Below are 21296 nucleotides of genomic sequence, written 5' to 3' on the forward strand. Positions count from 1 at the left end.
CTGGTCGTGGAGGCGGACGGCGGCTCGCGCGGCAACCCGGGCGCGGCCGGCTACGGCGCCGTCGTGCTCGACGCCGCGGGCCGCCAGGTGCTCGCCGAGGTGTACGACGGGCTGGGCACGGCCACCAACAACGTCGCCGAGTACCGGGGGCTGATCGCCGGCCTGACCGCGGCCCGCGACCTGGGGGCCACCGAGGTCGACGCCCGGATGGACTCGAAGCTGGTCATCGAGCAGATGAGCGGCCGCTGGAAGATCAAGAACGAGGCGTTGCGGGAGCTCGCCGACACCGCCCGCGCGCTGGTGTCCGGGTTCGACCACGTCGGCTTCACCTGGATCCCGCGGGCCGACAACGCCCGCGCCGACGCCCTGGCCAACAAGGCGATGGACGGCGAGTCGAGCCCGGTCGTCGCGGCGGCGGCCGGTCCGGCGCCGAAACCCACCGCGCCGCCGACCGAGCAGGCCGAGGTCGCCGCCGCGCAGGACGGCTCCGCGGCCGCCGCCGCGGCCTGGACCGGCCAGGCAGGCACGCCGGTCCGGATGATCCTGCTGCGGCACGGCCAGACCGCCCTGTCGATCGAGCGCCGCTACTCCGGGCACGGCGACCCGGAGCTGAACGAGACCGGACAACAGCAGGCCGCCGCGGCGGCCCGGGCGCTCGCCGCACGGCTGCGGAAGCAGGGGGTGACACCGGCCGCGGTGCTGTCGTCGCCGCTGCGCCGGGCCCGGCAGACCGCCGCCGCCGTCGCCGAGACGACCGGGGCACCGCTGCAGGTCCGGGACGGGTTGATCGAGACCGACTTCGGCGGCTGGGAGGGGCTCACCTTCGCCGAGGCCCGCGAGCGGGACCCGGAGCTGCACGGCCGCTGGCTCGGCTCGGCCGACGTCGAGCCGCCCGGCGGGGAGAGCTTCCGGTCGGTGGGGGAGCGGGTCGGGGCCGAGCTGCGCCGGATCGTCGAGGAGTTCCCCGGGGAGACGGTGATCGTCGTCAGCCACGTGACGCCGATCAAGCTCATGTTGCGGGAGGCGCTCGGCGCGGGCGACGAGGTGCTGTTCCGGATGCACCTGGACCTGGCCTGCACCAGCGTCGCCGACTTCTACCCGGACGGCGGGGCCTCGGTGCGGCTGGTGAACGACACCTCCTACCTGGGGTGACGGGGCCGCGCCCTGCGCGCCGAGGATCGTGACGCGGTCGGCGGACCGCGGGCCGGGTCTCCCTGCCCGGCACCCGGGCGGGCGCCACCGTGCCTCTCGAACGCCGCGCCGGGTCGATCTGCGCGGTCTCGCCCTCGCCGGGGCGATTTGGTGCGTGTCGAGCGCGAGGCGGGGGTTCGATTTGCGCGGTCTCGCCCCAGGTGGGGCGGTTTCGTGCGTGTCGAGTGCTGCATGCGGATCGATCTGCACGGTGTCGCCCTGAGGTGGGCGATTTCGTGCGCGTCGAGCGCGACGCTGGGGTCGATCTGCACGGTCTGGCCCTCGCCGGGGCGGTTTCGTGCGTGTCGAGCACAAATGTTGGGGTCGATCTGCACGACGTTGCCCTGCGGCGGGCGATTTCGTGCGTGTCGGGTACTTCGCCAGGTTCGATCAGCGCGGCTGCGCCACGGGCAGGGCGCCTTCGCGAGTCTCGGCCGCCTCCGCGGGAGTCGATCTGCACGATCGTGCCGCGGGGTGGGGCGACGTCGTGCAACTCGGCGGTGGTGCCGCGATCGATCAGCGCGGTCCCGCTCGGCAGGGGCGAGCCGGTGCGTCTCCGGCTGCCCGGTGCCGGCACCGATCGCCCGCTGAATCGATCCTGTCATGCCCCGAACGGGGGTCGTCCACTGCGTACTGTTGTCCGGCCTCCCGGCCCGGGTGATGATCGATGGGCACCGTACGGGGCAGTTCGCGTACGGAGCGTGAGTCTCATTGGTGCGGGGAACGGAGACGGCGATGTCCGGTGCGCAGTCCGACGATCACGATTACGGCTACGACCTGGCCCACGAGATGAAGGTGGTCGCGCGGATGCCGCAGCAGCGACGGGGTACGTCTCGCCCGATCGGGGCTCCCGTCCGAGAGCCCGACCCGGACACCGACCTCGGCCACGACATGGCCCACGAGTTCTGATCCGGCGATCCCGGCCCGACGACGGCCCGCCCGGCGCTCCCGCAGGGCGGGCCGTCGCACGTCTGAGGCCATTCGCATGTCGGAGCCCAGTCGCCGTCGCGGGCCATTCGCCCGTCGCGGGTCACTTCGCCTGTCGCAGGCCATTCGTCCGTCGCCCCACAGACGCTCACCGAACCGGACAACACTCACCCGATCCCGCGAGCGACGGCCGAACCCGTGAGCGAACGGCGAACAGGTGAGCGTCCAGTCGCGCGCGGTCGGACGCGGGGCGTCACCGCACGACCGTCACCGCAGGGCCGTCACTGCAGGAACAGCGCGATGCCGACCGCGATCCCGAGCAGCACGACCGTCCAGCGCAGCAGGTTCGCCGGCATCCGCCGCGCGAGGAGCGCGCCGAGGTAGCCGCCGGCCAGCGTCGTCGGCGCCAGCAGGGCCACCGCGAGCCAGTCGACCGGGGCCCCGATCGCGAAGACCGCCACCGTCACCGTCGCGACCACGACCGACAGCACACCCTTGAGCGCGTTGAGCCGGCGCAGCTCGTCGTGCGCGAACAGCGCGAGCGTGGAGATCAGGACGACGCCGAGCGCACCGCCGAAGTAGCCGCCGTAGATCGCGGCGAGGAACACCGCCACCAGCAGCGCGGGCGTGCGGTCCCGCTCCGCGACCGCGGGATCCCCGATCCACCGCTTGAGGTACGGCCCGACCGCCATCGTCAGGCTGGCCAGGATGACCAGGGCCGGGACGACGGCGTCGAACACCGCCGCCGGCAGCACCAGCAGCAACGCGCACCCGATCCCCGCGCCGAGCGCGGCGGCGATCGCCGTGCCCACGATCCGGTGGCCCTGGCCGGGCAGGTCCCGGCGGGCACCGAGGACGATGCCGGCGTACCCGGGCCACTGCGCGACCGAGTTGGTGACGTTCGCGGTCAGCGGCGGGAACCCGACCGCGAGCAGGGCCGGGAACACCAGCAGCGATCCGCCGCCCGCGACCGCGTTCACCGCGCCCGCGAACAGCCCGGCGACGAGCAGGAAGACCAGTGCCCACGGCTGCGACAGGTCGATCACCACCGGACCGTAACCCGCGAGGTCCGTCCCGCGATCCGGACACCCGGTGTGCCCGCGGCACCGGGGCCGGTGCAAGAGTGCCCGTGTGGGTGCGATGCAGCGGGTCCAGCAGGTGGGCGACGTGGTCGGGCGATGGTTCCCGGTCATCGTCCTGGTCGCGGGGGCGGTGGCACTGGCCGTCCCGGGGGCGTTCGAGGGCTGGACGTCGGCGGTGCCGTGGCTGCTCGCCGTGATCATGCTCGGGATGGGCATGACGCTGCGGCCGGTCGACTTCGCCTACATCGCGCGCCGTCCGCAGGCCTTCGCGATCGGGCTGTGCGCCCAGTACGTCGTCATGCCGTCGCTCGGCTGGCTGCTCACCGTCCTCGTCGACCTGCCCCCGGAGATCGCGGTGGGCGTGATCCTGGTGGCGTGCGCCCCGGGCGGGACGGCGTCGAACGTCATGGTCTTCCTCGCCCGCGGCGACGTGGCGCTGTCGGTGGCGATGACCTCGGTGTCCACGCTCGTCGCACCGCTGCTGACACCGCTGCTCGTGCTGCTGCTCGCCGGCCGGTTCCTGCCGGTCTCGCCGGGCAGCCTGTTCCTGTCGATCGTGCAGGTCGTGCTGGTGCCGGTGGTCCTCGGCTTCCTGCTGCGCCGCTGGGCGGGCGGGTTCGTCGACCGGGTGACGCCCGCGCTGCCGCTGGTGTCGGTACTGGGGATCACGGCAGTGGTGCTCGCCGTCGTCGCCGGGTCCGCGGACTCGCTGCTCACCGCCGGTCTCGCGATCGCCGCGGTGGTCGCCGTGCACAACCTCGCCGGACTGGCACTCGGGTACGGCGTGGCCCGGGCGTTCCGGCTCGACCTCGGTGCCGCGCGGGCGGTGTCCATCGAGGTCGGCATGCAGAACTCGGGGCTCGCCGCGACACTGGGCACCGTGCACTTCGGCCCGGCCGCGGCGCTGCCCGGCGCAGTCTTCTCGGTGTGGCACAACGTGTCCGGTGCGGCACTGGCCGGGTACTGGTCCCGCCGTCCGGTGACGCCCGAGCCGGCGGGGGCGACCGTGGACGGAGCGGACCGGTGAGCCGGGCCGAGCTCCCCACCGTCGTCCTGCCCGGGGGCGAGCGGGTCCCCGCGCTCGGCCAGGGCACCTGGGGTTACGCCGAGGACCCGGCCCGCCGGGCCGACGAGATCGCCGCGCTGCGCCACGGCGTCGACCTGGGCATGACCGTCGTCGACACCGCCGAGATGTACGCCGACGGGGGTGCCGAGGAGCTCGTCGGCGCGGCGCTGGGGGACCGGCGCGACGAGATCTTCCTGGTCGACAAGGTGCTGCCGTGGGACGCCTCCCGGGCCGGGACCGTCGAGGCCGCCGAGCGCGCGCTGCGCCGGCTGGGCACCGACCGGATCGACCTCTACCTGCTGCACTGGCGCGGCGGGCACCCGCTCGACGAGACCGTCGCCGCGTTCCACGAGCTGCGCGACGCCGGGAAGATCCGGAACTGGGGCGTCAGCAACCTCGACGCCGCGGACATGGCCGAGCTCGCCGCGATCGATCCGGGCGCGGCCACCGACCAGATCCTCTACAACCTCACCCGCCGCGGCCCGGAGTGGGACCTGCTGCCGTGGCTGCGCGAGCGCGGCATCCCGGTGACCGCGTACTCGCCGATCGAGCAGGGACGGCTGCTCGGCCACCCCGCGCTCGACGCCGTCGCCGCGGCCCACGGTGCGACGGCCGCCCAGGTCGCGCTGGCCTGGGTGCTGCGCGACGGTGACGTCCTCGCCATCCCGAAGGCCACCGGCACCGCGCACGTCGAGGAGAACCGGGCCGCCGCCGGGCTCGCCCTGACCGCCGACGACCTCGCCGCGCTGGACCGCGCGTTCCCGCCGCCGGACCGGGCCCGGCCGTTGCAGATGCTGTGAACGGGCCGCGTCGCCGTCCGGTCCGTAGCCTGGAGGCATGACGGCAGCCACCGAGATCGCGTTCGAGAACACCTTCGTCCGCGACCTGGAGGGCCTGTACGTGCCGTGGCAGGGAGCCCGGGTCCCGGAGCCGCGGACGGTGCTGGTCAACGACGCCCTGGCCCGCGAGCTGGGCCTCGACCCGGCGGTGCTGCGCTCGCCCGAGGGGCTCGGACTGCTCACCGGGACCGCGGTGCCGGAGTCCGCGACGACGGTCGCCCAGGCCTACGCCGGGCACCAGTTCGGCGGCTACGCACCCCGGCTCGGCGACGGCCGCGCGCTGCTCGTCGGCGAGCTCGTCACCCCGACCGGGGAGCGGCGCGACCTGCACCTGAAAGGGTCGGGGCGGACGCCGTTCGCCCGCGGCGGCGACGGCAAGGCCCCGCTCGGGCCGATGCTGCGCGAGTACGTCGTGTCCGAGGCCATGCACGCGCTCGGCGTGCCCACCACCCGGTCGCTGGCGGTCGTCACGACCGGCGAGCACGTGCTGCGTGACCGCGGTCCGGAGCCGGGGGCGGTCCTGGCCCGGACGGCGGCCAGCCACCTGCGGGTCGGGACGTTCCAGTTCGCGGCCTCCACCGGCGACGCCGACGTGCTGCGCCGGCTGGCCGACCACGCGATCGCCCGCCACCACCCGTCCTGCGCCGGGGCCGCGAACCCGTACCTGGAGCTCTTCCGCCGGGTCGTCGAGGTGCAGGCCACGCTGATCGCGCAGTGGATGCACCTCGGCTTCGTGCACGGCGTCATGAACACCGACAACATGACGATCTCCGGCGAGACGATCGACTACGGCCCGTGCGCATTCCTCGACGCGCACGACCCCGCCGCCGTCTACAGCTCCATCGACCACGGCGGCCGGTACGCCTACGGCAACCAGCCCGGGATCGCCCAGTGGAACCTGGCCCGGTTCGGCGAGGCCCTGCTGCCGCTGCTGGACGACGACCGGGACGAGGCGGTCCGGCTCGCCACCGAGGTCCTGGAGGGCTTCGCCGAGCTGTACCTGTCCGCCCGCGACGACGGCTACCGCACCAAGCTCGGCCTGCCCGCCGGGTTCGCCGCGGGGCCGATGCTGGAGGACCTCGCCCGGCTGCTCGCCGAGCAGAAGCCCGACCACACGCTGTTCTTCCGCCGGCTGTCGACGGCGGCCCGCGGCGACGCCGGCCCGGTCCGCGCGCTGTTCGACGACCCGTCCACCGCCGCCGACGACTGGCTGGCGTCCTGGCGGGCCGCCGGCCCGGACGGCGCCGCCATGGACCGGGTCAACCCGATCTACGTCCCGCGCAACCACCTGGTCGAGGAGGCGCTCGGTGCCGCCGTCGCCGACGGTGACCTCGAACCCGTCCAGTGGCTGCTGCAGGTGCTGGGGCACCCGTACGAGGAGCGCCCCGGGTACGAGCGGTACGCCGAGCCCGCCGGGCCGGATGCCCCGCCGTTCGTGACGTTCTGCGGGACCTGACCCCTGCTCGCGCCGCGCCCTCGGTCCCACCCCCGCCGCCGAGATGCAGCCGAGGGTTCCGTGGAGATCGACAATTCGCGCTGGGGCTACATGTCGGCGGGGGAGCGGGTCGCCGGCCGACCACGCGCGGCGGCTATCCTCGAACGCGCGGACGAGTCGGTCGGGCGGCCGCGTCGGGGCCCCCGGGTCCCGCCGAGGAAAGTCCGGACTCCACAGGGCAGGGTGGTTGCCAACGGCAACCCGGGGTGACCCGCGGGACAGTGCCACAGAAAACAGACCGCCTCCGGGCTCGCCCGGAGGTAAGGGTGAAACGGTGGTGTAAGAGACCACCAGCACCCCGGGCGACCGGGGTGGCTCGGTAAACCCCACCCGGAGCAAGGTCAAGAGGTCGCGCACGCGCGTGGCTGCGCAGGCGTTCGAGGGTGGCCCGCCCGATGCCTGCGGGTGGACCGCTGGAGCCTGCCGGCGACGGCAGGCCGAGATGGATGGTCGCCGAACGGTGCACCGTGAGGTGCCCGGGAACAGGATCCGGCTTACAGACCGGCTCGTCCGCCCCGCTCTCCCTCGACTGCGGTGGGGGAGCGCGGCATGTGCGTTGACCAGGCAAGACGCTCTCGCGGCCTCTTGCGAGTTCTCGACGCTCTGCAACGCCCGACGGCCCAGCCACGGCCCGGGGGTTGATCTTGGTGGCCATTCTCCCGGCATCGCCCTCGTCCTGGCCGCGCTGCTCGTCGCAGAGGCGGGGGCAAGGGTGGCGCCAGCCATCGCGTCAGCGACGCCGTCAGGCGCCCTTGTGGCCGACTCTGCGGCGTGGACACTCCTCGGCCGAGGGGGTGGCGGTCGTACGCGTCGGAACTGTCGGAGGCGGGTGCTTCACTAGTAGGTGACTGCTCATCGCTTGGGGTGGGCAACCGGTTCGCCTGGAGGTGCCCGTGGCCATACGCGCCACAGAGGTGGGTTCTGGCAGGGAGATCGATCTCGAGCGAGCGGCTGAGCCGGAGATGGCTGAGTTGCTGGCGGAGCTGCATCACAAGACCACCTCGGGAGACCGTCCGATCGGCGGTCGGTACGTGCTGGAGTGTCGAGAGCACGACCAGCCGGGACAGCCGTTTCACGGCGCCTGGGTCTATCTCCGTCTGGATGAATACAAGCGGTGGATCTTGGCTCACTTCGACGCCACGTTGGGCGAACATAAGGCCAGCCGCATGACGGACCAGCACCGCTGGCAGCAGGACTACTGGATGCGAGCGGGCTCCGACGCTGGACACTCGGTCGAGCCGGAGAAGACGATCCCGGGGGCGACGGTCGATGTACTGATCGAAGGGTCCGTCAAGGTTGGCGTTGAAGTCCAGCACAGTGGCATGAGCGAGCAGACCGCGAAGGCGAGGACATTCAAGGCAGCGCGAAGCGGTATCACGAGGCTCTGGTCGGGGGACAGGCCAGACGGACCGCCGAAGTGGGCGTACCGCGTGCCGACGGTCCTGACCAACGAACTCCCGCACGGTTTCGCCCCGCGCGGCTCGTGGACCGTCGTCAACGGGCTGCGGCAGCTGCACGAGTTCAAGTGCGCACGTCCCTGGTTCCAAGACACCACGGCGCAGGGGTTCGGCGGTGTGTGCCCTCACACAAAGCGCCCCCGCCCGTGTGGAGAGTGGCACCCGAAGTTCTTCCCCCTCGGTGGCTACAGCGTCGATGACGTAGCAGAGCAAGCACCGGACGGTGGCCTTCTTCCGATCGAGGTCTCGGTCGGCGTCAGGCGGATCAAGGCCACGTACATGGTCAGGGCGAAGGACGCCGCTCGGTTCGCTGAGATGACGGCAGGGACGTTCATCGACCCGGATCCGGTTGCCCGAGGTGCGAGCGAGCACGACGAGGTCGGACCGATCGGACCATGCACGGCGGACGTCGAGCGTCGGTTGACGGCACTGATCCCGCAGCAGCGTGGCCGGGTGGAGACGCGGTACCTCGCGCTCGATCACACGAGTGCGTGCCGATACTGCGGCGAACCGCTTCGGGAGGTGTCGGTGCGGCAGGGCATCCGGAATCACCTCCGCTGCTGGCAGGAGTCAGGGCGGCCCTGAGCGGCGCGGGCCGGGTAGCCGGACCGACGGCCGCGACCGGGCCGGAGGTAGAGGGAGCGAAGCCGGCGGGCCGGCGTGGCCGGCCCGCGCGCCGCCGAAGGCGGCGCTCTTGATCTCATAGAGGTAGATTCGGCAGGCTAGTTGGTCGTAGGGTGACAGTTGGGTTCTTACTGAAGTGGGCGAAACAGGCTGTCGATCGCCTCGTCAGGGCCAGCTATCCGGGGCGCGTCGCGCGCTTCAGTGATGCGTTCCAGCAAGCTAGCTGATGTGCTGCCGCTGCTGCTCCTGTCGCCGTACTCTGCGAGGTATCCAGCGCCATCGAATTCTTCGAACTTCTCCGTAACCTTCTGCTCGAAGTTTTCAAACTCGAATGAGAATCGTTCGGATCCGAACAATCGGTGCGCTTCGGTCTCGGCTTCTGAAATCCAGTCTCGCGCTTCTTGTGCGCTCGTCGCGTTATCGACTATTCCGTCAATCTCGCCGTCGAGCCACGTGCCAAAGTGGGAAGCTATGGTGTCATAGCATTGACGATACTGTTCATCGGTCAGTTCTTCTCGCACCGACGCGAGAGCGGAGTTCAGGTCGGTCCATTTGCTGTTGCCCTCCATTGCTAGCGCGCTAGCGACGGCGCGGAAAATCAGAACAAGGTTGGAGGTCTCTGCGGGCCTGAGAGGCGACTCCCTATTGCCTATTTCGCTGAGAAGGTCGAGTGCATCTGCGCTTAGGTCTGCCTCATCCGGGAGTGAGATTTCGAGAGCATGGTCGACGATCCATTGAGTTAGCCCGAGTTCAAAGTGCTGACTCGCCGACAGGAGGTAGCTGAGGTCGTCGATCTCCTCGTCGCCCGGGCGCTTGCTGCGCTGCTCCCAGGCGCGAGTAATCAGGTGGCCAATTTCCGGAAGATTCGCGGAGATAGCTTCCCAGATCCTAGGGTACTTTCTGCTGTCCTGAGAAGTTCGAGCTAACGCATATCGCAATACGACCGTCGGCGATTCTATAGACTCGGAGCGCCTAAGCAAGTCCATGATGTACTCAGGCTGGGAATCGAGAAACGCAAGAACGAAATCTCTGCAGCTCGGGTCATGGAAGCGAACCAGCGGCATCTGGTCGCCTGGCTCCTGTAAGACTCGAATCCAACTACCTTCAAGGCGCTTGATCGCATTTGTGAAGGCAATTGGCGTGCTGTCATCTGACACGGCCCGTCGGAGGTTGTAAATACCCGCTCCACGGGTCTGATGCATTGCGACGTGCATTAGGATCCTACGAGATAGCTCATCTAGTGATTCGCGAAAGCTGTTTCCCCACAGCAGAACTGGACGTTCTAGTACCGTGGTGAGTCGCTCATCGAGGCTCCCACTCTGGTCGTCGATTGCATGTTGCAGAATAGATTGCTCAATGAGCCGCGGAGTGAAGTTACGGTGTCTCACAATCTGGAGGTATCGCCGACTCTGAACGAATTCTCGAACAACATCGCGATTGAGGTCGCCAAAATATACGTGATTGTAGAGAATTCGAGCCTTCTGCATTACGCTGTAGTCCGACAACTGAACAACGCACTCGCGAGCGGCGATCCGTGATCGCTCGATTCTCTCATCGCGCATCTCGGCGTCACGGAGTATGTGTGTGCGGCTGGTAACGACAACTCGTTTTGTTGCGGCGCGAGACGCGCGATCGATGAGACGAGCTAGGTGGGGCCCGCTGTCTCGCCCCAGTCTCTCCTGCAGGTCGGTCTGGCCGAACACGTCATCCAAATAGAATAGCTGCTTGGTCTCCTTGTTCCACGCATCCCAACAACGGGAGATCTCGTGCGATTCGAGAGTGACTACCTGCCATCCGTCATACCAATGGGTGAGCGAAAGCATGTCAGCGATCATGCTCTTTCCGACACCGGGTGTGCCGGTGATGACGCACACGTGCTTATCGTCGAGCATTGCACGAGCGCGTGAATATCCATCGTTCGATACGAACCGCTGGACTCGATCCTGAATCTCTTCTAGGAGAGCTTCACTTCGAAACCACAGGCCCGACTGGACAATCTGACTGAGGACGGCGCTGGATGCCATCCAGAGCTTGAAGTTCGCCTGTTCGACGCCAGGATGCTGAGAAAGCATCGTGTTCAGGTCCCGCATTGCGACGATGTTGTTCACATTATCGACCCACGGGGCGAGGTCATCTGCCAGCTCAAGCTGTTGGGTGAGCGTCAGATCTTGCGTTGTGACAAACAAATACTGATTAGGTTGCTGGACGTCCATCTTCTGCTTCTCTGCGCGTGCAGCACGTCGCAGATCGGAAAAACGTGAATTGAAGTAGTGCTTGCACTGTACGATAAATCGCCCGGACTCGGTCGTTGCCAATAGATCAATTCCACCGTCCGGACTGCGACGGAAGCATTTAAACTCGACGTTGTAGTGGGCTCGCAAGAGTTCGCATGCAAATGTTTCGAAGTCGTCGGGAGATAAGGTGCGATAGTCGTAGTCCGGCATCGTCAGCCCGCCTCGGCAGGGTCTCGGGTTGCATTTTCGATCCACTGCAGGTACTCGGGGTTACCATCGTGAATTGGGCGCGCACTTATGCCGGGCACCTGGTACGGGTGAAGGTCGCTGGCACGTTGGACGATCTCAGAGATGAGGGCGCGGCGTGTGTGCAGCGAGGCGCGGCCTTCGGTGCGATCGTGGATCTCACCTTGCCATCGATACGTTGACTGCACCGGTGTGAAGTTGTGGACGCTGGAGGCGAGACGGTCCGCGACGAGGCTGCGGGTGAAATCGCGGAGCCATTCCGGGTCGGGCGCGGTGATCACCACTTCGGAGAGTTCCGTCATGTTGTGCCCCCTCGGGTGCTGATCAGCTCGGTTATTGCACGTTCGGAGTCGTCGCGTGTCTTGCCCATGCTCGCCCAGCCGGTCATGACCTCGTCGTCGTAGCCGAGGCCGACCCATCGGCCGGTCATGTAGATGCCGTGGGGGTGCATTGCGAGGAACATCGTTCCTTTGGATCGGACGGCGCCGTCGGAGGCTGCGTACCAGCCTGTGAGGACCTGGTTGTCCCAGAGTCGCAGTTCGCCCGTCCAGAGGTAGCCGCCTTCCTCGGCGCTGAGGCCGCGCTGCGTGGCGGCGATGTGGACCAGGTCGCCCTCCTGGCGCATGTGCACGGGCTGGGTGGCGATCTTCTCGACACCGTCGCGGGTGGTCTGCCAGGACGCCCACCACTCGCCGGTGACGGTGACCCGGTTCGGGGTGCGGCCGGCCAGCTCGCTCACGGAGATCCCGAGGGCGTCGGCAATCGTGACGGCCACCGACAGCAGCGGTTGCTGCTCTCCTGCCTCGTAGCGGCGGATCTGCCGGGTGTCGACCCCGGCCGCGCGCGCGAGGTCGCCTTGCGACATGCCCAGTGCGGCACGGCGCTGGCGGATCACTTCGGACATCTCCACCCCTCCCATCGTTGTAGGACTTCCTGGTCCTTGACAACCGGACTAGGTCGCCCGACTATAGGACGAGTTAGTCCGCAACACGGGCGAGTGAGTCCGCTGACCTCGGGCTGACGCGGCCGAGCCATCCCGGCCCGGCCGAGCTACCAGGAGGAGTGAGCCACATGGCCATCAAGAGCAGGTTCGCGGTCCCGATGGGTGAGGTGTTCCCGCACGGGGCCTACGTCGTCTCCGAGGTCGCACCGGTGCGCGACTTCGAGAAGTCGCAGCCGGGCCGTCCGGTCCAGCAGCTCGACAAGGAGACCGGGCTGCCGGTCTGGTCGGTCTCGGTGCTCGACGCCGACCCGGAGGCGCGGAGCAAGGACAAGACGGTCGTGGTGAAGATCGCGGCCACCCACCAGCCGGTTCCGCCGGAGGCTGCGGCCGGGCTGCCGTTCCGCCCGGTGGAGTTCGAGGGAGTGACCGTCACGCCGTACGTCGCCGAGAACGGCGGCCGGCCCCGGGTCGCGTACAGCATCCGTGCGACCGGGATGCGCGCTCCGGGCGGGCACGGCTCATCCTCCGGCGGCCGGGGCAAGCAGCAGAGCGGCCAGGACGGTGAGGCCGCTTGATCCGATCCCGCCCCACGTGGGTGGAGGGGAGTCCGTTGGAGCGGACCCCCCTCCGTCTCCCGCATCACGCATTCGCCCTGGCAGGCAGCAGAGATCCGGAAGGACACCAATCCTAGATGTACGTCTCGCGACCGACCCATGCCCACACCCCGCCCGACATCGATACTCCGGCCGGCCTCGCGGTCCGGCTGGCCGCGCAGTCCATCGCCCGGCTGACGACCGCGATCCTCGCCGTCTGCGACCAGCGGCCGACCGACCCGACGGAGCGAGCGGCTCGCGCACTGCGGCTGGAGCAGCTGCACGCCCGCGAGGCCCGATGGTGGGCCGTGCTCCAGCGTGCCACTGATCACCGGACGGTCCCGTTCGTCTACATCGACGCCGCGATCCGGGCTCGGTGCAAGGCCGCGGACGATGCCCGGTTCTGGCGGGACACGGCTGCCGACTGGACCGCCCACGCTCTCGACCGGCCCACCTCGGACTGTGCGGGCGCGATGTCGAACTGGGATGCCCTCGGGGTCACTGACCTCGGCCGCCCGCATCTCGCGGAGACGGTCCCGACGATCGGGGCACGGCGGTGACCGGGGGTGCGCGTCTACAGGCGATGCGCCCGCTGCGGACGGCCGATCCCACTTGCGCCGGGAACGCGGGCGCGCGTGCTGTGCCGGCGGTGGTGGTGTCGACTGTGGCGCTGCTGGGACCGCTGGCACACCACGCTCCGATGAGTGCGGGGGAGTGGCGCCGGGACGCGGGGTGCGTGGACAGCGACCCGGAGACGTTCTTCCCGGTGTCCTACCGCAGGGAGCACCTGGTCCGTCCGGCGCGGCGGATCTGCGGTCGCTGCCGGGTCCGCGCGGCGTGTCTGGCCGACGTGATGGCCACCGAGGACCCGGCACGCCGATGGGGCGTCTACGGCGGCACCACCCCTGACGAGCGCGCCGCGCTGCATCGAGCCGGGCTGACCATCGCCCCGGCCTCGACGCTCGGGGGTGGTGTCGCGTGAGCGCCACCGAGAGCCCGGGCCGGTGCGAGGTGTGCCGGACGGTCCTGCACGAGCGGCCCGACCCGCGTCGGCGCCGCTGCGCCGATCACCTCAATCAACTCACCCTCGTCCCGCTCAACCAGGTCCCGGGACGACCCCGCCCACGCAAGAACGGCCGGCGCGGAGGTGGCTCGCGATGAACGTCGGAACCATGATCGTGCTCGGCGGCGGCCTCGCCCTCGGCTGCTGGATGTTGGCCAAGATCGCGCACGCGGTCACCAAGGCATTGGAGACCCTGGCTGCGATCGCGGCCGTGTTCGTCGCGCTCTGGCTCGCGATCAAGGGCGCCTACCTCGGCGTGCGCTGGCTGGTCCGCCACCCGCGCACTGTCGGAACGTCGGCCGCTGTGATCGCGTGGTGGCACTGGCTCGGCTGGCTCTCGCTCGCGGTCACCATCGCCGCGATCGTGGCCGGGTTTGGCGTGTGGCGATGGGTCTCGGTGTCCTCGTTCGATGTGTGGGCCGGGCGCCGGATCCGGGCGCGGTGGCAGCGCTGGACCATCTACGCCCCGCGCATGCCGAGGTGGCTCCGCGCTTGCCGCCTGACCGTCTCGGACGACCGCCACGCCCTGGTCGTGAACGTCAACCCATTGGGCCGTAGCGGCGCCGTCTCTCGCCGGCGGCCCCGCCGGGACCAGACTCCGCGGATCCTCGGCGTGCGCTCCGGGCCCTCGTGGGACGAGGTCAGGGTGCGGCTGGTGCCCGGTCAGACTCCGGAGGACGTCGATGAGGCCGCCCGCGCGCTGGCCGTCGCCCGGGGTGTGGCGCGGTGTCAGGTGCGGGAGCTGGAGTCCAACGTCGTGTCGATCGACTTCCAGCGCCGCAACCTGCTCTCCGACGTGGTCGCCTGCCTTGATGTGGCCGAGCTACACCAGGCCACCGGGGACGAGGTCGACCTGTCGCGGGTGTGGTCCGGGCGCACCGAGTACGGCACCGACTGGCACCAGCCCCTCGCCGGTGGGCACACCCTGTGCGCCGGCGCCACCGGCGCCGGGAAGAACTCGGTGATGTGGGCACCCATCGTGTCCATCGGCCCGGCGATCCGCGACGGACTCGTGCGGGTCTCCGGGATCGACCCCAAGGGCATGGAGCTGGCCTACGGCCGGGACGTGTTCCACCGCTACGCGGTCACCAGCAAGGACGCCCTGGAACTGCTCGACGAGCTCGTCGACGGCATGGAGGCGCGCAAGGGCGAGCACGCCGGATCGGTCCGCACCGTCCCGATCACCCGGGAGAACCCCCTCGAACTGCTGGAGTTCGACGAGATCGGCGCACTCGTGCGCTACGTCAGGGACCGCAAGACCCGCGAGGCCATCACCGAACGCGTCGCCCTGCTCACCACCCAGGGCCGGGCACTCGGCTACACGATGCGCGGCTACGTCCAGGAACCCACCAAGGACACGGTCCCGGTGAGGGAGCTGTTCCCGCGCCGCATCTGCCTGCGGGTGGCCACCAAGTCGCACGTGGGAATGGTGCTCGGCGAGCACGCCTACGACCGGGGCGCCTGGGCCAACCGGATCGGCGAGTCCGAGGCCGGCGTCGGCTACCTGTTCGGCGAAGGCATTCGCGAGCCGCTGCGCGTGCGCGCCGCGTGGGTGCCCGACGACGCGATCAAGGACCTGGAGCGGCTCGTCACCGGCCCGGCGCCGCTGGCGATCCCGGGGCCGCGCCCGGTCCTGCCGTTCCCACAGCCGGCCGCATCCCCTGCAGGAGGTGCTGCATGACCACCACCGAGACCCGCACCGAGACCGTCGACCAGGACCAGCTCACGCGGGCGCAGAAGGCGCTCCTGGCGCTCTCGAACGACGTCGCGAGCCAGCTCGCCGAGGACCACGGCGTCTGCGTCCGGCCGCTGGCGATGCGCCGGATCGACACCACGACCGGACGCGTCGACATCGTCCCGGTGCCGTGCGGGTCGACCCGGGAGGACCAGTGCCGCCCGTGCTCGGACAAGGCACGCCGGTTGCGGATGGTGCAGTGCCGGGAGGGCTGGCACCTCGAGGAGGAACCACTCTGCAAGTCCGCCGACCCCTCGCAGGCGCAGAAGGACCTGATGGCCACCCGCGCCGACCTGCACGCGGCCTATCAACTCGCCCGGAAGGAAGGCGACGAGTCCGAGTGTGAGGAGATCAGCGAGACCGTCGCCGACATCGATGCCGAGCTACGGGCGCTCGGGGTGCGGGGCCGGCTGGCGCCGCTGGAGCCGACACCGCAGACCGTGCGGCGGTCGACCCGGCGGCGGCAGGACGCACCGAACCTGCCCCGGCGGCCGGTGGAGGACCGCACCGTCGGGCGGGTGTTCGGCGGCAAATACCGACCGTCCACCTTCCTGACGCTGACCCTGGACAGCTACGGGCGGGTGGACAAGAACGGCGCCGCCGTCGACCCGGACAGCTACGACTACCGTCGGGCCGCGCGGGACGCGATCCACTTCCCCAAGCTGGTCGATCGGTTCTGGCAGAACACCCGCCGGTGTGTCGGCTGGGACGTGCAGTACTTCGGCACCGTCGAACCCCAGAAACGCGGGGCGCCGCACTTCCACGCGGCGATCCGGGGCACCATCCCGCGCGCGGAGCTGCGCGCGATCACGGCGGCGACGTATCACCAGGTCTGGTGGCCCCCGCACGACACGATCGTCTACTCCGGCGAACGGCTGCCGCGCTGGGACAACCACCACAAGGCGTTCGTCGACCCGGACACCCGCGACCCACTGCCGACGTGGGAGGAGGCTACCGACCCGGACGTGTTGCTCACTCCGGCGCACACCGTCACGTTCGGGCCGCAGGTGCACGTGAAGGGCATCCTGGGCGGCACCGAGGAGGCCGGGCGGCACATCGGCTACCTGACCAAATACCTCACCAAGAGCGTCGGGCAGGCGGCCGGGCTCGACGAGACCGCGACTGAACGCCAGCGCGAGCACGCCCGACGCCTGGCCGCCGAACTCGCGATCACGCCGTGCTCGCCGCGCTGCCCGATCTGGCTCGTGTACGGCGTCGAACCGAAGGGCGCCCGACCCGGCACCGTCCCGGGCCGCTGCCGGGGCAAGGCACACAAGCCCGAACACCTCGGCATCGCCGGCCGCCGCGTCCTGGTCTCCCGCAAGTGGTCCAACAAGAGCCTGTCCGACCACCGCGCCGAGCGGACCGCGTTCGTTCGGCAACTCCTCGACAAGGCCGGAGTCCAGCCCGGCTACGCGGTCGACGACGGCCCGTTCCAGTGGGAGACCACCCGACCCGCGGACACCGACGTGCCGCCCCGGCCGGTCCTGCTGCTGCACGCGATCCACCAACGCCAGCGATGGCGGGCCGACTACGACGCCGCGCTCATGGCGACCGGCGAACCACCCGACCGTTCGGCAACCGAGATCGACGACAGCACGGGAGGCCGCAATGCCGCGTGAACGACCGGTGATCGATCCGATGTGGACCACCGCGGAGACGTCCTACTACCTCGGTGTCCCCGTCCAGACGCTCTACCAGTGGAAGTGGCTCGGTCAGGGCCCGCCCGTGCACAAGATCGGCCGTCATCTGCGCTACGACCCGGCAGAGGTCCGCACCTGGGTCGACTCCCTGCGCTCGGAGGTGGCGTAGTGGGGCACGTCGAAGATCGGTGGTGGCGGGACGAGTGGGATCCGGCCACCGGCACGACGGTGCGGCGCAAGACCGAACGCTTCGGGCGGGGCAACCGCTACCGCGTGCGCTTCCTCGACCCGGAGGGCCGCGAACGGAGCAGGAGCTTCCCGGACCGCAAGAAGCGTGCGGCCGACGAGTTCCTGGTCAGCATGGAGAGCGACAAGAGCCACGGCAGCTACATCGACCCGAAGGCCGGCCGGATCACCTTCGGCGACTACGCGCGTCGCTGGCTGGACTCGCAGACGTTCGAGGCGTCGACCCGCAACAGCGTGACCTGGCGGCTGAACGCGCAGATCCTCCCGTTCTTCGAGCGCCGGGAGCTGGGCGGGATCAATCCGACCGATGTCCGGACGTGGATCCGCAGCATGCAGGACCGGGGCGTCGCCGAGAGCTACCAGGCCGGGTGCTTCGCGCACGTCTCGTCGATCCTGAGCGCGGCCGTGGACGACCGGCTCATCCGGGAGAACCCGTGTCAGGCACGGTCGGTGGTCAGGCCGAAGCGTCCGCCGGTGAAGGTCGTGCCGTGGTCCCGGGCGCGGGTGACGAAGCTCCGGCTCGCGATGCGGGAGCGGTACGGGATCTTCGTCGTGCTCGGTGCCGGGTGCGGGCTGCGCCAGGGGGAGGCGTTCGGTGTCTCGCTGGACGACATCGACCGGGAGGCCGGGGTCCTGCACATCGTTCGGCAAGTGCGCCTCGTCGACAGCCGGTTGGTCTTCTCGCCGCCCAAGCGCAACAAGACGCGGGAGGTCCCGATCGCACGCAGCGTCGTGCGCCTTGTCGACGAGCACGCCGAGCGCTTCCCGACGGTGCCGGTGACCCTGCCGTGGCGCGTCCCGGGCGGCGAACCGACCACGGTCCGGCTGCTGATCACCGACGAGCGCGGGGGAGCGTTGAGGCGCAACCACTTCAACGAAGCTGTCTGGGCTCCGGCCCGGAGGGCGGCCGGTGTCGACAAGCCGACCCGGCAGGACGGCACGCACGCGCTGCGCCACTACTACGCCTCGGTCCTGCTGGACGCGGGCGAGAGCATTCGCGCGCTGTCGGACTACCTGGGCCACCACGACCCCGGGTTCACGCTCCGGACCTACACCCACCTCATGCCGTCCAGCGCGGCCCGCACTCGGCGCGCGATCGACGCCGTGTTCGCGGCCGACTAGTGGGCGTTCCCCTACATGTTGTGGTTACACTGATGTTGTTCCCACAGATGTGGGTCGGAACGGGCAGGAGTGACCCCAGCACTCATGCGAGGAGGCACTGGGCATGTCCAGCAAGGGCTTCAAGATCAATAAGCGCGGGATCGATCGTTTCACCCGCGACCTCAACAACGAGCTGCAGCGGTCGGCGCAGAAGAACGTCAAGCCGATCACGTTCGACGTCGAGTCCGGCGACACCGCAGTCGGACCGGGCGGGATCGTGAACAACATCTACGGCCCGGTGAACAACAGCGGCCAGATGGCTATCGGAATCTCCGGACCCGTGGATCAGAGCCGGTGGCAGGGTGACGCTCCCATCGCGAACGTCGATGGTCTCCGGGAGTGCCTCGTCCTCCTTCGTGACCAGCTGGACACCCTCGGACTCGACGACGACAGCCGGACCGCGGTGGAGGAGTCGACGACGGAGGTCGAGAGCGAACTCGAAAGCGGGGCGCCGGATCCGGGGAAGGTCCGACGGACTGTCGGCCGGGTGCAGCAGTTGATCACAACCGGCGCGGCGGCGGGGACGTTGACGAAGCTGATCGTGGACGGCCTGGGCACCGCGCTCGGGTAGTGGGCACGGCCCCGAGACGGCCCACCGCGCCTAGCAGGTCTCTGACCTGCGGCGACCTCTACATCCGGCTTACAGGCCGGCTCGTCCGCGCCGCTCCTTCGGTCTGCAGGAACGGCGGTCATCCTCGATCGACAGGTCCGTCGGGCCTCTGAAGCCGCTCTCGTTGGCGACCCCTTCTCGGGAAGGTTGCTAACACGGGCAGCCCCCTTTGCGACTGCTGCTTGCGTACGTAGCGCCGTCCGAGAGGGCTTCTCGATCATGTCTTTCCCTGCTGCACCGCCGAGCCACCCCGGCACGGCGCACGCCTACCGCAACGGCTTCGGTGTGACCGGCTTCGTGCTCGGCTTGCTGTCCGTCTTGTTCGCGTGGATACCGATCATCGGAGTCATCGCGTGGCCGTTGTCCATCCTCGGTCTGATCTTCGCCGTGTTGGGCTGGCTGCGCGTCCGCAAGGGCGTGGCCAACAACAAGGGCCTGGCCATCGCCGGAACCGTGCTCTCGGCCATCGGACTGGTCGTCTGCATCGCGTGGGTATCGGCCATCGCGACGGCCGAGCCGACGCCGCTGCCGACCCCGGTGGCCGTCGCCCCGCCCCCGCCGGCTGCGGTGGTGCCGCCCGCCCCGGTGGCTCCGGCGCCGGTAGCGTCCGCGCCGGGCCCGGAGGCGGTCACCGCGCCCGAGCCTGAGGTTGAGGCGCCGGCGAGCCAGGAGGTGACCTACCGGATCACCGGGTCGGGCAAGGCCACGAGCATCACCTACGCCAAGGAGAACTTCGGCCAGGAGCAGGCCAACGGTGTCTCGCTGCCGTGGAGCAAGACCGTGGAGTTCCCGGACTCCGGGTTCACCGTCATGACGGTGGTGGCCCAGTCCGCATCGGGCTCGGCCGACAACGAGATCACCTGCGAGATCCTGCGTGGCGGAAAGCTCGTCACCAGCTCGTCCAGTTCCGGTCCGTACGCCGTGGTGACGTGCTCGGGTAGCTGAGGACGGCGTATCGCCCCGCCCCGCGCCTCGTTGATCCCCACACCACGACCCGAGGGGGACCGATGCGTCTAGGACGTCGGAACGGGCTGATCGCCACGGCGGCGACCCTGGCCGGGCTGCTGGCGACGGCCGCACTGCACCCGGCGCTCGCCGTCGACCCGTTCGGGCCGTCCGGCACGGTGACCGTCACCCCGGCCGAGTCGAACCAGTTCGCCGGGACCTACGACCGGGGTGCCGGCAGCCGCGAGTTCACCTCCCGGCTGGGCGCCCCGCCCGAGGGCGGGACGGGTGCGCTCGAGCTGCGCACCCCCGGCGACGACGACAAGGTCCAGTTCACCACCGGTGATGTCGCCGGGCCCCTGGAGCGCTTCCGGTCGAGCAGCTACCGGGCGATCCGTGACCCGCGGTCGGGGACCGACGCGATGCCGTCGTTCCAGATCGCCGTCGACATCAACGGCGGCGAGCTCGGCCCGCAGGAGCTCCACCTGCTGACCTTCCTCCCGGAGCCGGCGCCCGCCGGCACCTGGACCCGGTACGACGTCGGCTCCGGCACGTTCTGCCTCACCCAGCAGATCGGTGGCGCCGACGCCTACCGGGCCTGCGCCGGCGGCGACCGGCAGTACACCCTCGACGAGGTCATGGAGGCACACCCGGACGCCACGGCGTTCGCCGCCGGGGTCAACCAGGGCGCCGGGAACGGCGGGCTGACCGCGGCCGTCGACCTCGTCCAGGTCGGGAAGCGGACCTACGACTTCGAGCCCGGCTGATCAGGACACGCAGAACTCGTTGCCCTCGGGGTCGCGCAGGGTCACCGTGACCGGCCCGCGGTCGGACGTCGTCCACAGCACCTCCGCGCCCAGTCCGACCAGCCGGTCGACCTCGGCCTGCGCGGCCTCCGGGCCGACCTGCAGGTCGAGGTGCACCCGGTTCTTCGCGGTCTTCGGCTCCGGCACCCGCTGCACGAACACCCGCGGGCCCGGCCCGCGGCAGGTGGTGACGTCGCGGAAGGACTTCCGGTCGCCGTCGCTCAGCACCTCGTCGGCGGTGAGGTGCCCGGCGGCCAGCAGGTTCTCGATCAGCGCGGTGTGGTCCTCGACCTCGTAGCCGAGCGCGGCGGCCCAGAACCGGGCGAGCGCGTGCGGGTCGGCGGCGTCGAAGGCGATCTGGACGGTCGGCGTCATGGGAGCGATCCTCCC

At 69.9% G+C, this 21296-nt stretch carries 21 protein-coding genes and 1 other RNA gene; 17 read left to right on the plus strand and 5 right to left on the minus strand.

Annotated features, from left to right (window positions below):
- A complete protein-coding gene (locus H7X46_RS10315) occupies window positions 1–1152 on the plus strand; it encodes a bifunctional RNase H/acid phosphatase (protein WP_222131843.1) in 1152 nt (383 codons plus the stop codon).
- A gap of 774 nt (window positions 1153–1926) precedes the next feature.
- The gene (locus tag H7X46_RS10320; protein WP_186359193.1) at window positions 1927–2100 is read left to right on the plus strand and encodes a hypothetical protein; all 174 of its coding nucleotides are present in this window, start codon (window positions 1927–1929) and stop codon (window positions 2098–2100) included.
- A gap of 299 nt (window positions 2101–2399) precedes the next feature.
- Here H7X46_RS10320 and H7X46_RS10325 read toward each other — a convergent pair whose 3' ends face one another.
- Entirely contained in the window at window positions 2400–3164 is a 765-nt protein-coding gene (locus tag H7X46_RS10325) for a sulfite exporter TauE/SafE family protein (protein WP_186359194.1), read from the minus strand.
- A gap of 94 nt (window positions 3165–3258) precedes the next feature.
- Between H7X46_RS10325 and H7X46_RS10330 the strand changes: the two genes are divergently transcribed.
- The 5 genes from H7X46_RS10330 (at window position 3259) to H7X46_RS10350 (ending at window position 8642) form a co-directional block, all read left to right on the plus strand.
- Window positions 3259–4227: a bile acid:sodium symporter family protein gene (locus H7X46_RS10330; RefSeq protein ID WP_186362576.1), complete on the plus strand. Its 969-nt coding sequence runs from the start codon at window positions 3259–3261 to the stop codon at window positions 4225–4227.
- Window positions 4224–5066 (plus strand): aldo/keto reductase, encoded by an 843-nt coding sequence (locus tag H7X46_RS10335; RefSeq protein WP_186359195.1) that lies wholly within the window; start codon window positions 4224–4226, stop codon window positions 5064–5066. The genes H7X46_RS10330 and H7X46_RS10335 overlap by 4 nt, the downstream gene beginning before the upstream one ends.
- Before the next feature lie 37 nt (window positions 5067–5103).
- Entirely contained in the window at window positions 5104–6561 is a 1458-nt protein-coding gene (locus H7X46_RS10340; protein ID WP_186359196.1) for a YdiU family protein, read from the plus strand.
- Window positions 6562–6713: 152 nt separating this feature from the next.
- An RNA gene (gene rnpB / locus H7X46_RS10345) (RNase P RNA component class A) lies at window positions 6714–7113 on the plus strand.
- Window positions 7114–7493: 380 nt separating this feature from the next.
- A complete protein-coding gene (locus tag H7X46_RS10350) occupies window positions 7494–8642 on the plus strand; it encodes a hypothetical protein (protein ID WP_186359197.1) in 1149 nt (382 codons plus the stop codon).
- 167 nt (window positions 8643–8809) lie between these two features.
- Here H7X46_RS10350 and H7X46_RS10355 read toward each other — a convergent pair whose 3' ends face one another.
- Genes H7X46_RS10355 through H7X46_RS10365 form a run of 3 tightly spaced genes read right to left on the minus strand, consistent with a single transcriptional unit; the run spans window position 8810 to window position 12065 of the window.
- Entirely contained in the window at window positions 8810–11125 is a 2316-nt protein-coding gene (locus tag H7X46_RS10355; protein ID WP_186359198.1) for a restriction endonuclease, read from the minus strand.
- A gap of 2 nt (window positions 11126–11127) precedes the next feature.
- Entirely contained in the window at window positions 11128–11463 is a 336-nt protein-coding gene (cutA, locus tag H7X46_RS10360; protein WP_186359199.1) for a divalent-cation tolerance protein CutA, read from the minus strand.
- Window positions 11460–12065 carry a helix-turn-helix transcriptional regulator gene (locus H7X46_RS10365; RefSeq protein WP_186362577.1) on the minus strand — a complete coding sequence of 202 codons (606 nt, stop codon included), beginning with the start codon at window positions 12063–12065 and terminating at the stop codon, window positions 11460–11462. Before H7X46_RS10365 ends, cutA begins: the two co-directional genes overlap by 4 nt.
- 167 nt (window positions 12066–12232) lie before the next feature.
- On the opposite strand from H7X46_RS10365, the gene H7X46_RS10370 reads away from it, so the two are divergent.
- The 10 genes from H7X46_RS10370 to H7X46_RS10415 all read left to right on the plus strand — a co-directional run bounded on the left by H7X46_RS10370 (window position 12233) and on the right by H7X46_RS10415 (window position 20867).
- Window positions 12233–12679 (plus strand): plasmid replication, integration and excision activator, encoded by a 447-nt coding sequence (locus H7X46_RS10370; protein ID WP_186359200.1) that lies wholly within the window; start codon window positions 12233–12235, stop codon window positions 12677–12679.
- Between the two features lie 116 nt (window positions 12680–12795).
- Window positions 12796–13257, plus strand: coding sequence for a hypothetical protein (locus H7X46_RS10375; RefSeq protein ID WP_186359201.1), 462 nt, complete (start codon window positions 12796–12798; stop codon window positions 13255–13257).
- 140 nt (window positions 13258–13397) lie between these two features.
- Window positions 13398–13679: a WhiB family transcriptional regulator gene (locus tag H7X46_RS10380; RefSeq protein WP_186359202.1), complete on the plus strand. Its 282-nt coding sequence runs from the start codon at window positions 13398–13400 to the stop codon at window positions 13677–13679.
- A gap of 175 nt (window positions 13680–13854) precedes the next feature.
- Window positions 13855–15441, plus strand: coding sequence for an FtsK/SpoIIIE domain-containing protein (locus H7X46_RS10385; RefSeq protein ID WP_186359203.1), 1587 nt, complete (start codon window positions 13855–13857; stop codon window positions 15439–15441).
- On the plus strand, window positions 15438–17117 hold the full coding sequence (locus H7X46_RS10390; protein WP_186359204.1) for a replication initiator: 1680 nt from the start codon (window positions 15438–15440) through the stop codon (window positions 17115–17117). The genes H7X46_RS10385 and H7X46_RS10390 overlap by 4 nt, the downstream gene beginning before the upstream one ends.
- Window positions 17107–17307: an AlpA family transcriptional regulator gene (locus H7X46_RS10395; RefSeq protein WP_186359205.1), complete on the plus strand. Its 201-nt coding sequence runs from the start codon at window positions 17107–17109 to the stop codon at window positions 17305–17307. Before H7X46_RS10390 ends, H7X46_RS10395 begins: the two co-directional genes overlap by 11 nt.
- The gene (locus H7X46_RS30595) at window positions 17307–18506 is read left to right on the plus strand and encodes a site-specific integrase (RefSeq protein WP_186359206.1); all 1200 of its coding nucleotides are present in this window, start codon (window positions 17307–17309) and stop codon (window positions 18504–18506) included. The genes H7X46_RS10395 and H7X46_RS30595 overlap by 1 nt, the downstream gene beginning before the upstream one ends.
- 103 nt (window positions 18507–18609) lie before the next feature.
- On the plus strand, window positions 18610–19116 hold the full coding sequence (locus H7X46_RS10405; RefSeq protein ID WP_186359207.1) for a hypothetical protein: 507 nt from the start codon (window positions 18610–18612) through the stop codon (window positions 19114–19116).
- Between the two features lie 324 nt (window positions 19117–19440).
- The gene (locus tag H7X46_RS10410; protein WP_186359208.1) at window positions 19441–20100 is read left to right on the plus strand and encodes an MmpS family transport accessory protein; all 660 of its coding nucleotides are present in this window, start codon (window positions 19441–19443) and stop codon (window positions 20098–20100) included.
- A 62-nt stretch (window positions 20101–20162) separates the two neighbouring features.
- Entirely contained in the window at window positions 20163–20867 is a 705-nt protein-coding gene (locus tag H7X46_RS10415; RefSeq protein WP_186359209.1) for a hypothetical protein, read from the plus strand.
- Here the strand turns inward: H7X46_RS10415 and H7X46_RS10420 are convergent, their stop codons facing one another.
- Window positions 20868–21281, minus strand: coding sequence for a VOC family protein (locus tag H7X46_RS10420; RefSeq protein WP_186359210.1), 414 nt, complete (start codon window positions 21279–21281; stop codon window positions 20868–20870). It lies immediately after the preceding gene.
- Window positions 21282–21296 lie beyond the last annotated feature (15 nt).

Origin of the sequence: Pseudonocardia sp. C8, assembly GCF_014267175.1 — a bacterium.
Classification (GTDB): Bacteria; Actinomycetota; Actinomycetes; order Mycobacteriales; family Pseudonocardiaceae; genus Pseudonocardia.

Bases quoted from the DNA above. Each gene is read 5' to 3' on its own strand.
- H7X46_RS10320 (WP_186359193.1), top strand. From the start codon at position 1,927: ATGTCCGGTGCGCAGTCCGACGATCACGATTACGGCTACGACCTGGCC.
- H7X46_RS10330 (WP_186362576.1), top strand. From the start codon at position 3,259: ATGCAGCGGGTCCAGCAGGTGGGCGACGTGGTCGGGCGATGGTTCCCG.
- H7X46_RS10340 (WP_186359196.1), top strand. From the start codon at position 5,104: ATGACGGCAGCCACCGAGATCGCGTTCGAGAACACCTTCGTCCGCGAC.
- H7X46_RS10355 (WP_186359198.1), bottom strand. From the start codon at position 11,125: ATGCCGGACTACGACTATCGCACCTTATCTCCCGACGACTTCGAAACA.
- cutA (WP_186359199.1), bottom strand. From the start codon at position 11,463: ATGACGGAACTCTCCGAAGTGGTGATCACCGCGCCCGACCCGGAATGG.
- H7X46_RS10365 (WP_186362577.1), bottom strand. From the start codon at position 12,065: ATGTCCGAAGTGATCCGCCAGCGCCGTGCCGCACTGGGCATGTCGCAA.
- H7X46_RS10370 (WP_186359200.1), top strand. From the start codon at position 12,233: ATGGCCATCAAGAGCAGGTTCGCGGTCCCGATGGGTGAGGTGTTCCCG.
- H7X46_RS10375 (WP_186359201.1), top strand. From the start codon at position 12,796: ATGTACGTCTCGCGACCGACCCATGCCCACACCCCGCCCGACATCGAT.
- H7X46_RS10380 (WP_186359202.1), top strand. From the start codon at position 13,398: ATGAGTGCGGGGGAGTGGCGCCGGGACGCGGGGTGCGTGGACAGCGAC.
- H7X46_RS10385 (WP_186359203.1), top strand. From the start codon at position 13,855: ATGAACGTCGGAACCATGATCGTGCTCGGCGGCGGCCTCGCCCTCGGC.
- H7X46_RS10390 (WP_186359204.1), top strand. From the start codon at position 15,438: ATGACCACCACCGAGACCCGCACCGAGACCGTCGACCAGGACCAGCTC.
- H7X46_RS10395 (WP_186359205.1), top strand. From the start codon at position 17,107: ATGCCGCGTGAACGACCGGTGATCGATCCGATGTGGACCACCGCGGAG.
- H7X46_RS10405 (WP_186359207.1), top strand. From the start codon at position 18,610: ATGTCCAGCAAGGGCTTCAAGATCAATAAGCGCGGGATCGATCGTTTC.
- H7X46_RS10415 (WP_186359209.1), top strand. From the start codon at position 20,163: ATGCGTCTAGGACGTCGGAACGGGCTGATCGCCACGGCGGCGACCCTG.
- H7X46_RS10420 (WP_186359210.1), bottom strand. From the start codon at position 21,281: ATGACGCCGACCGTCCAGATCGCCTTCGACGCCGCCGACCCGCACGCG.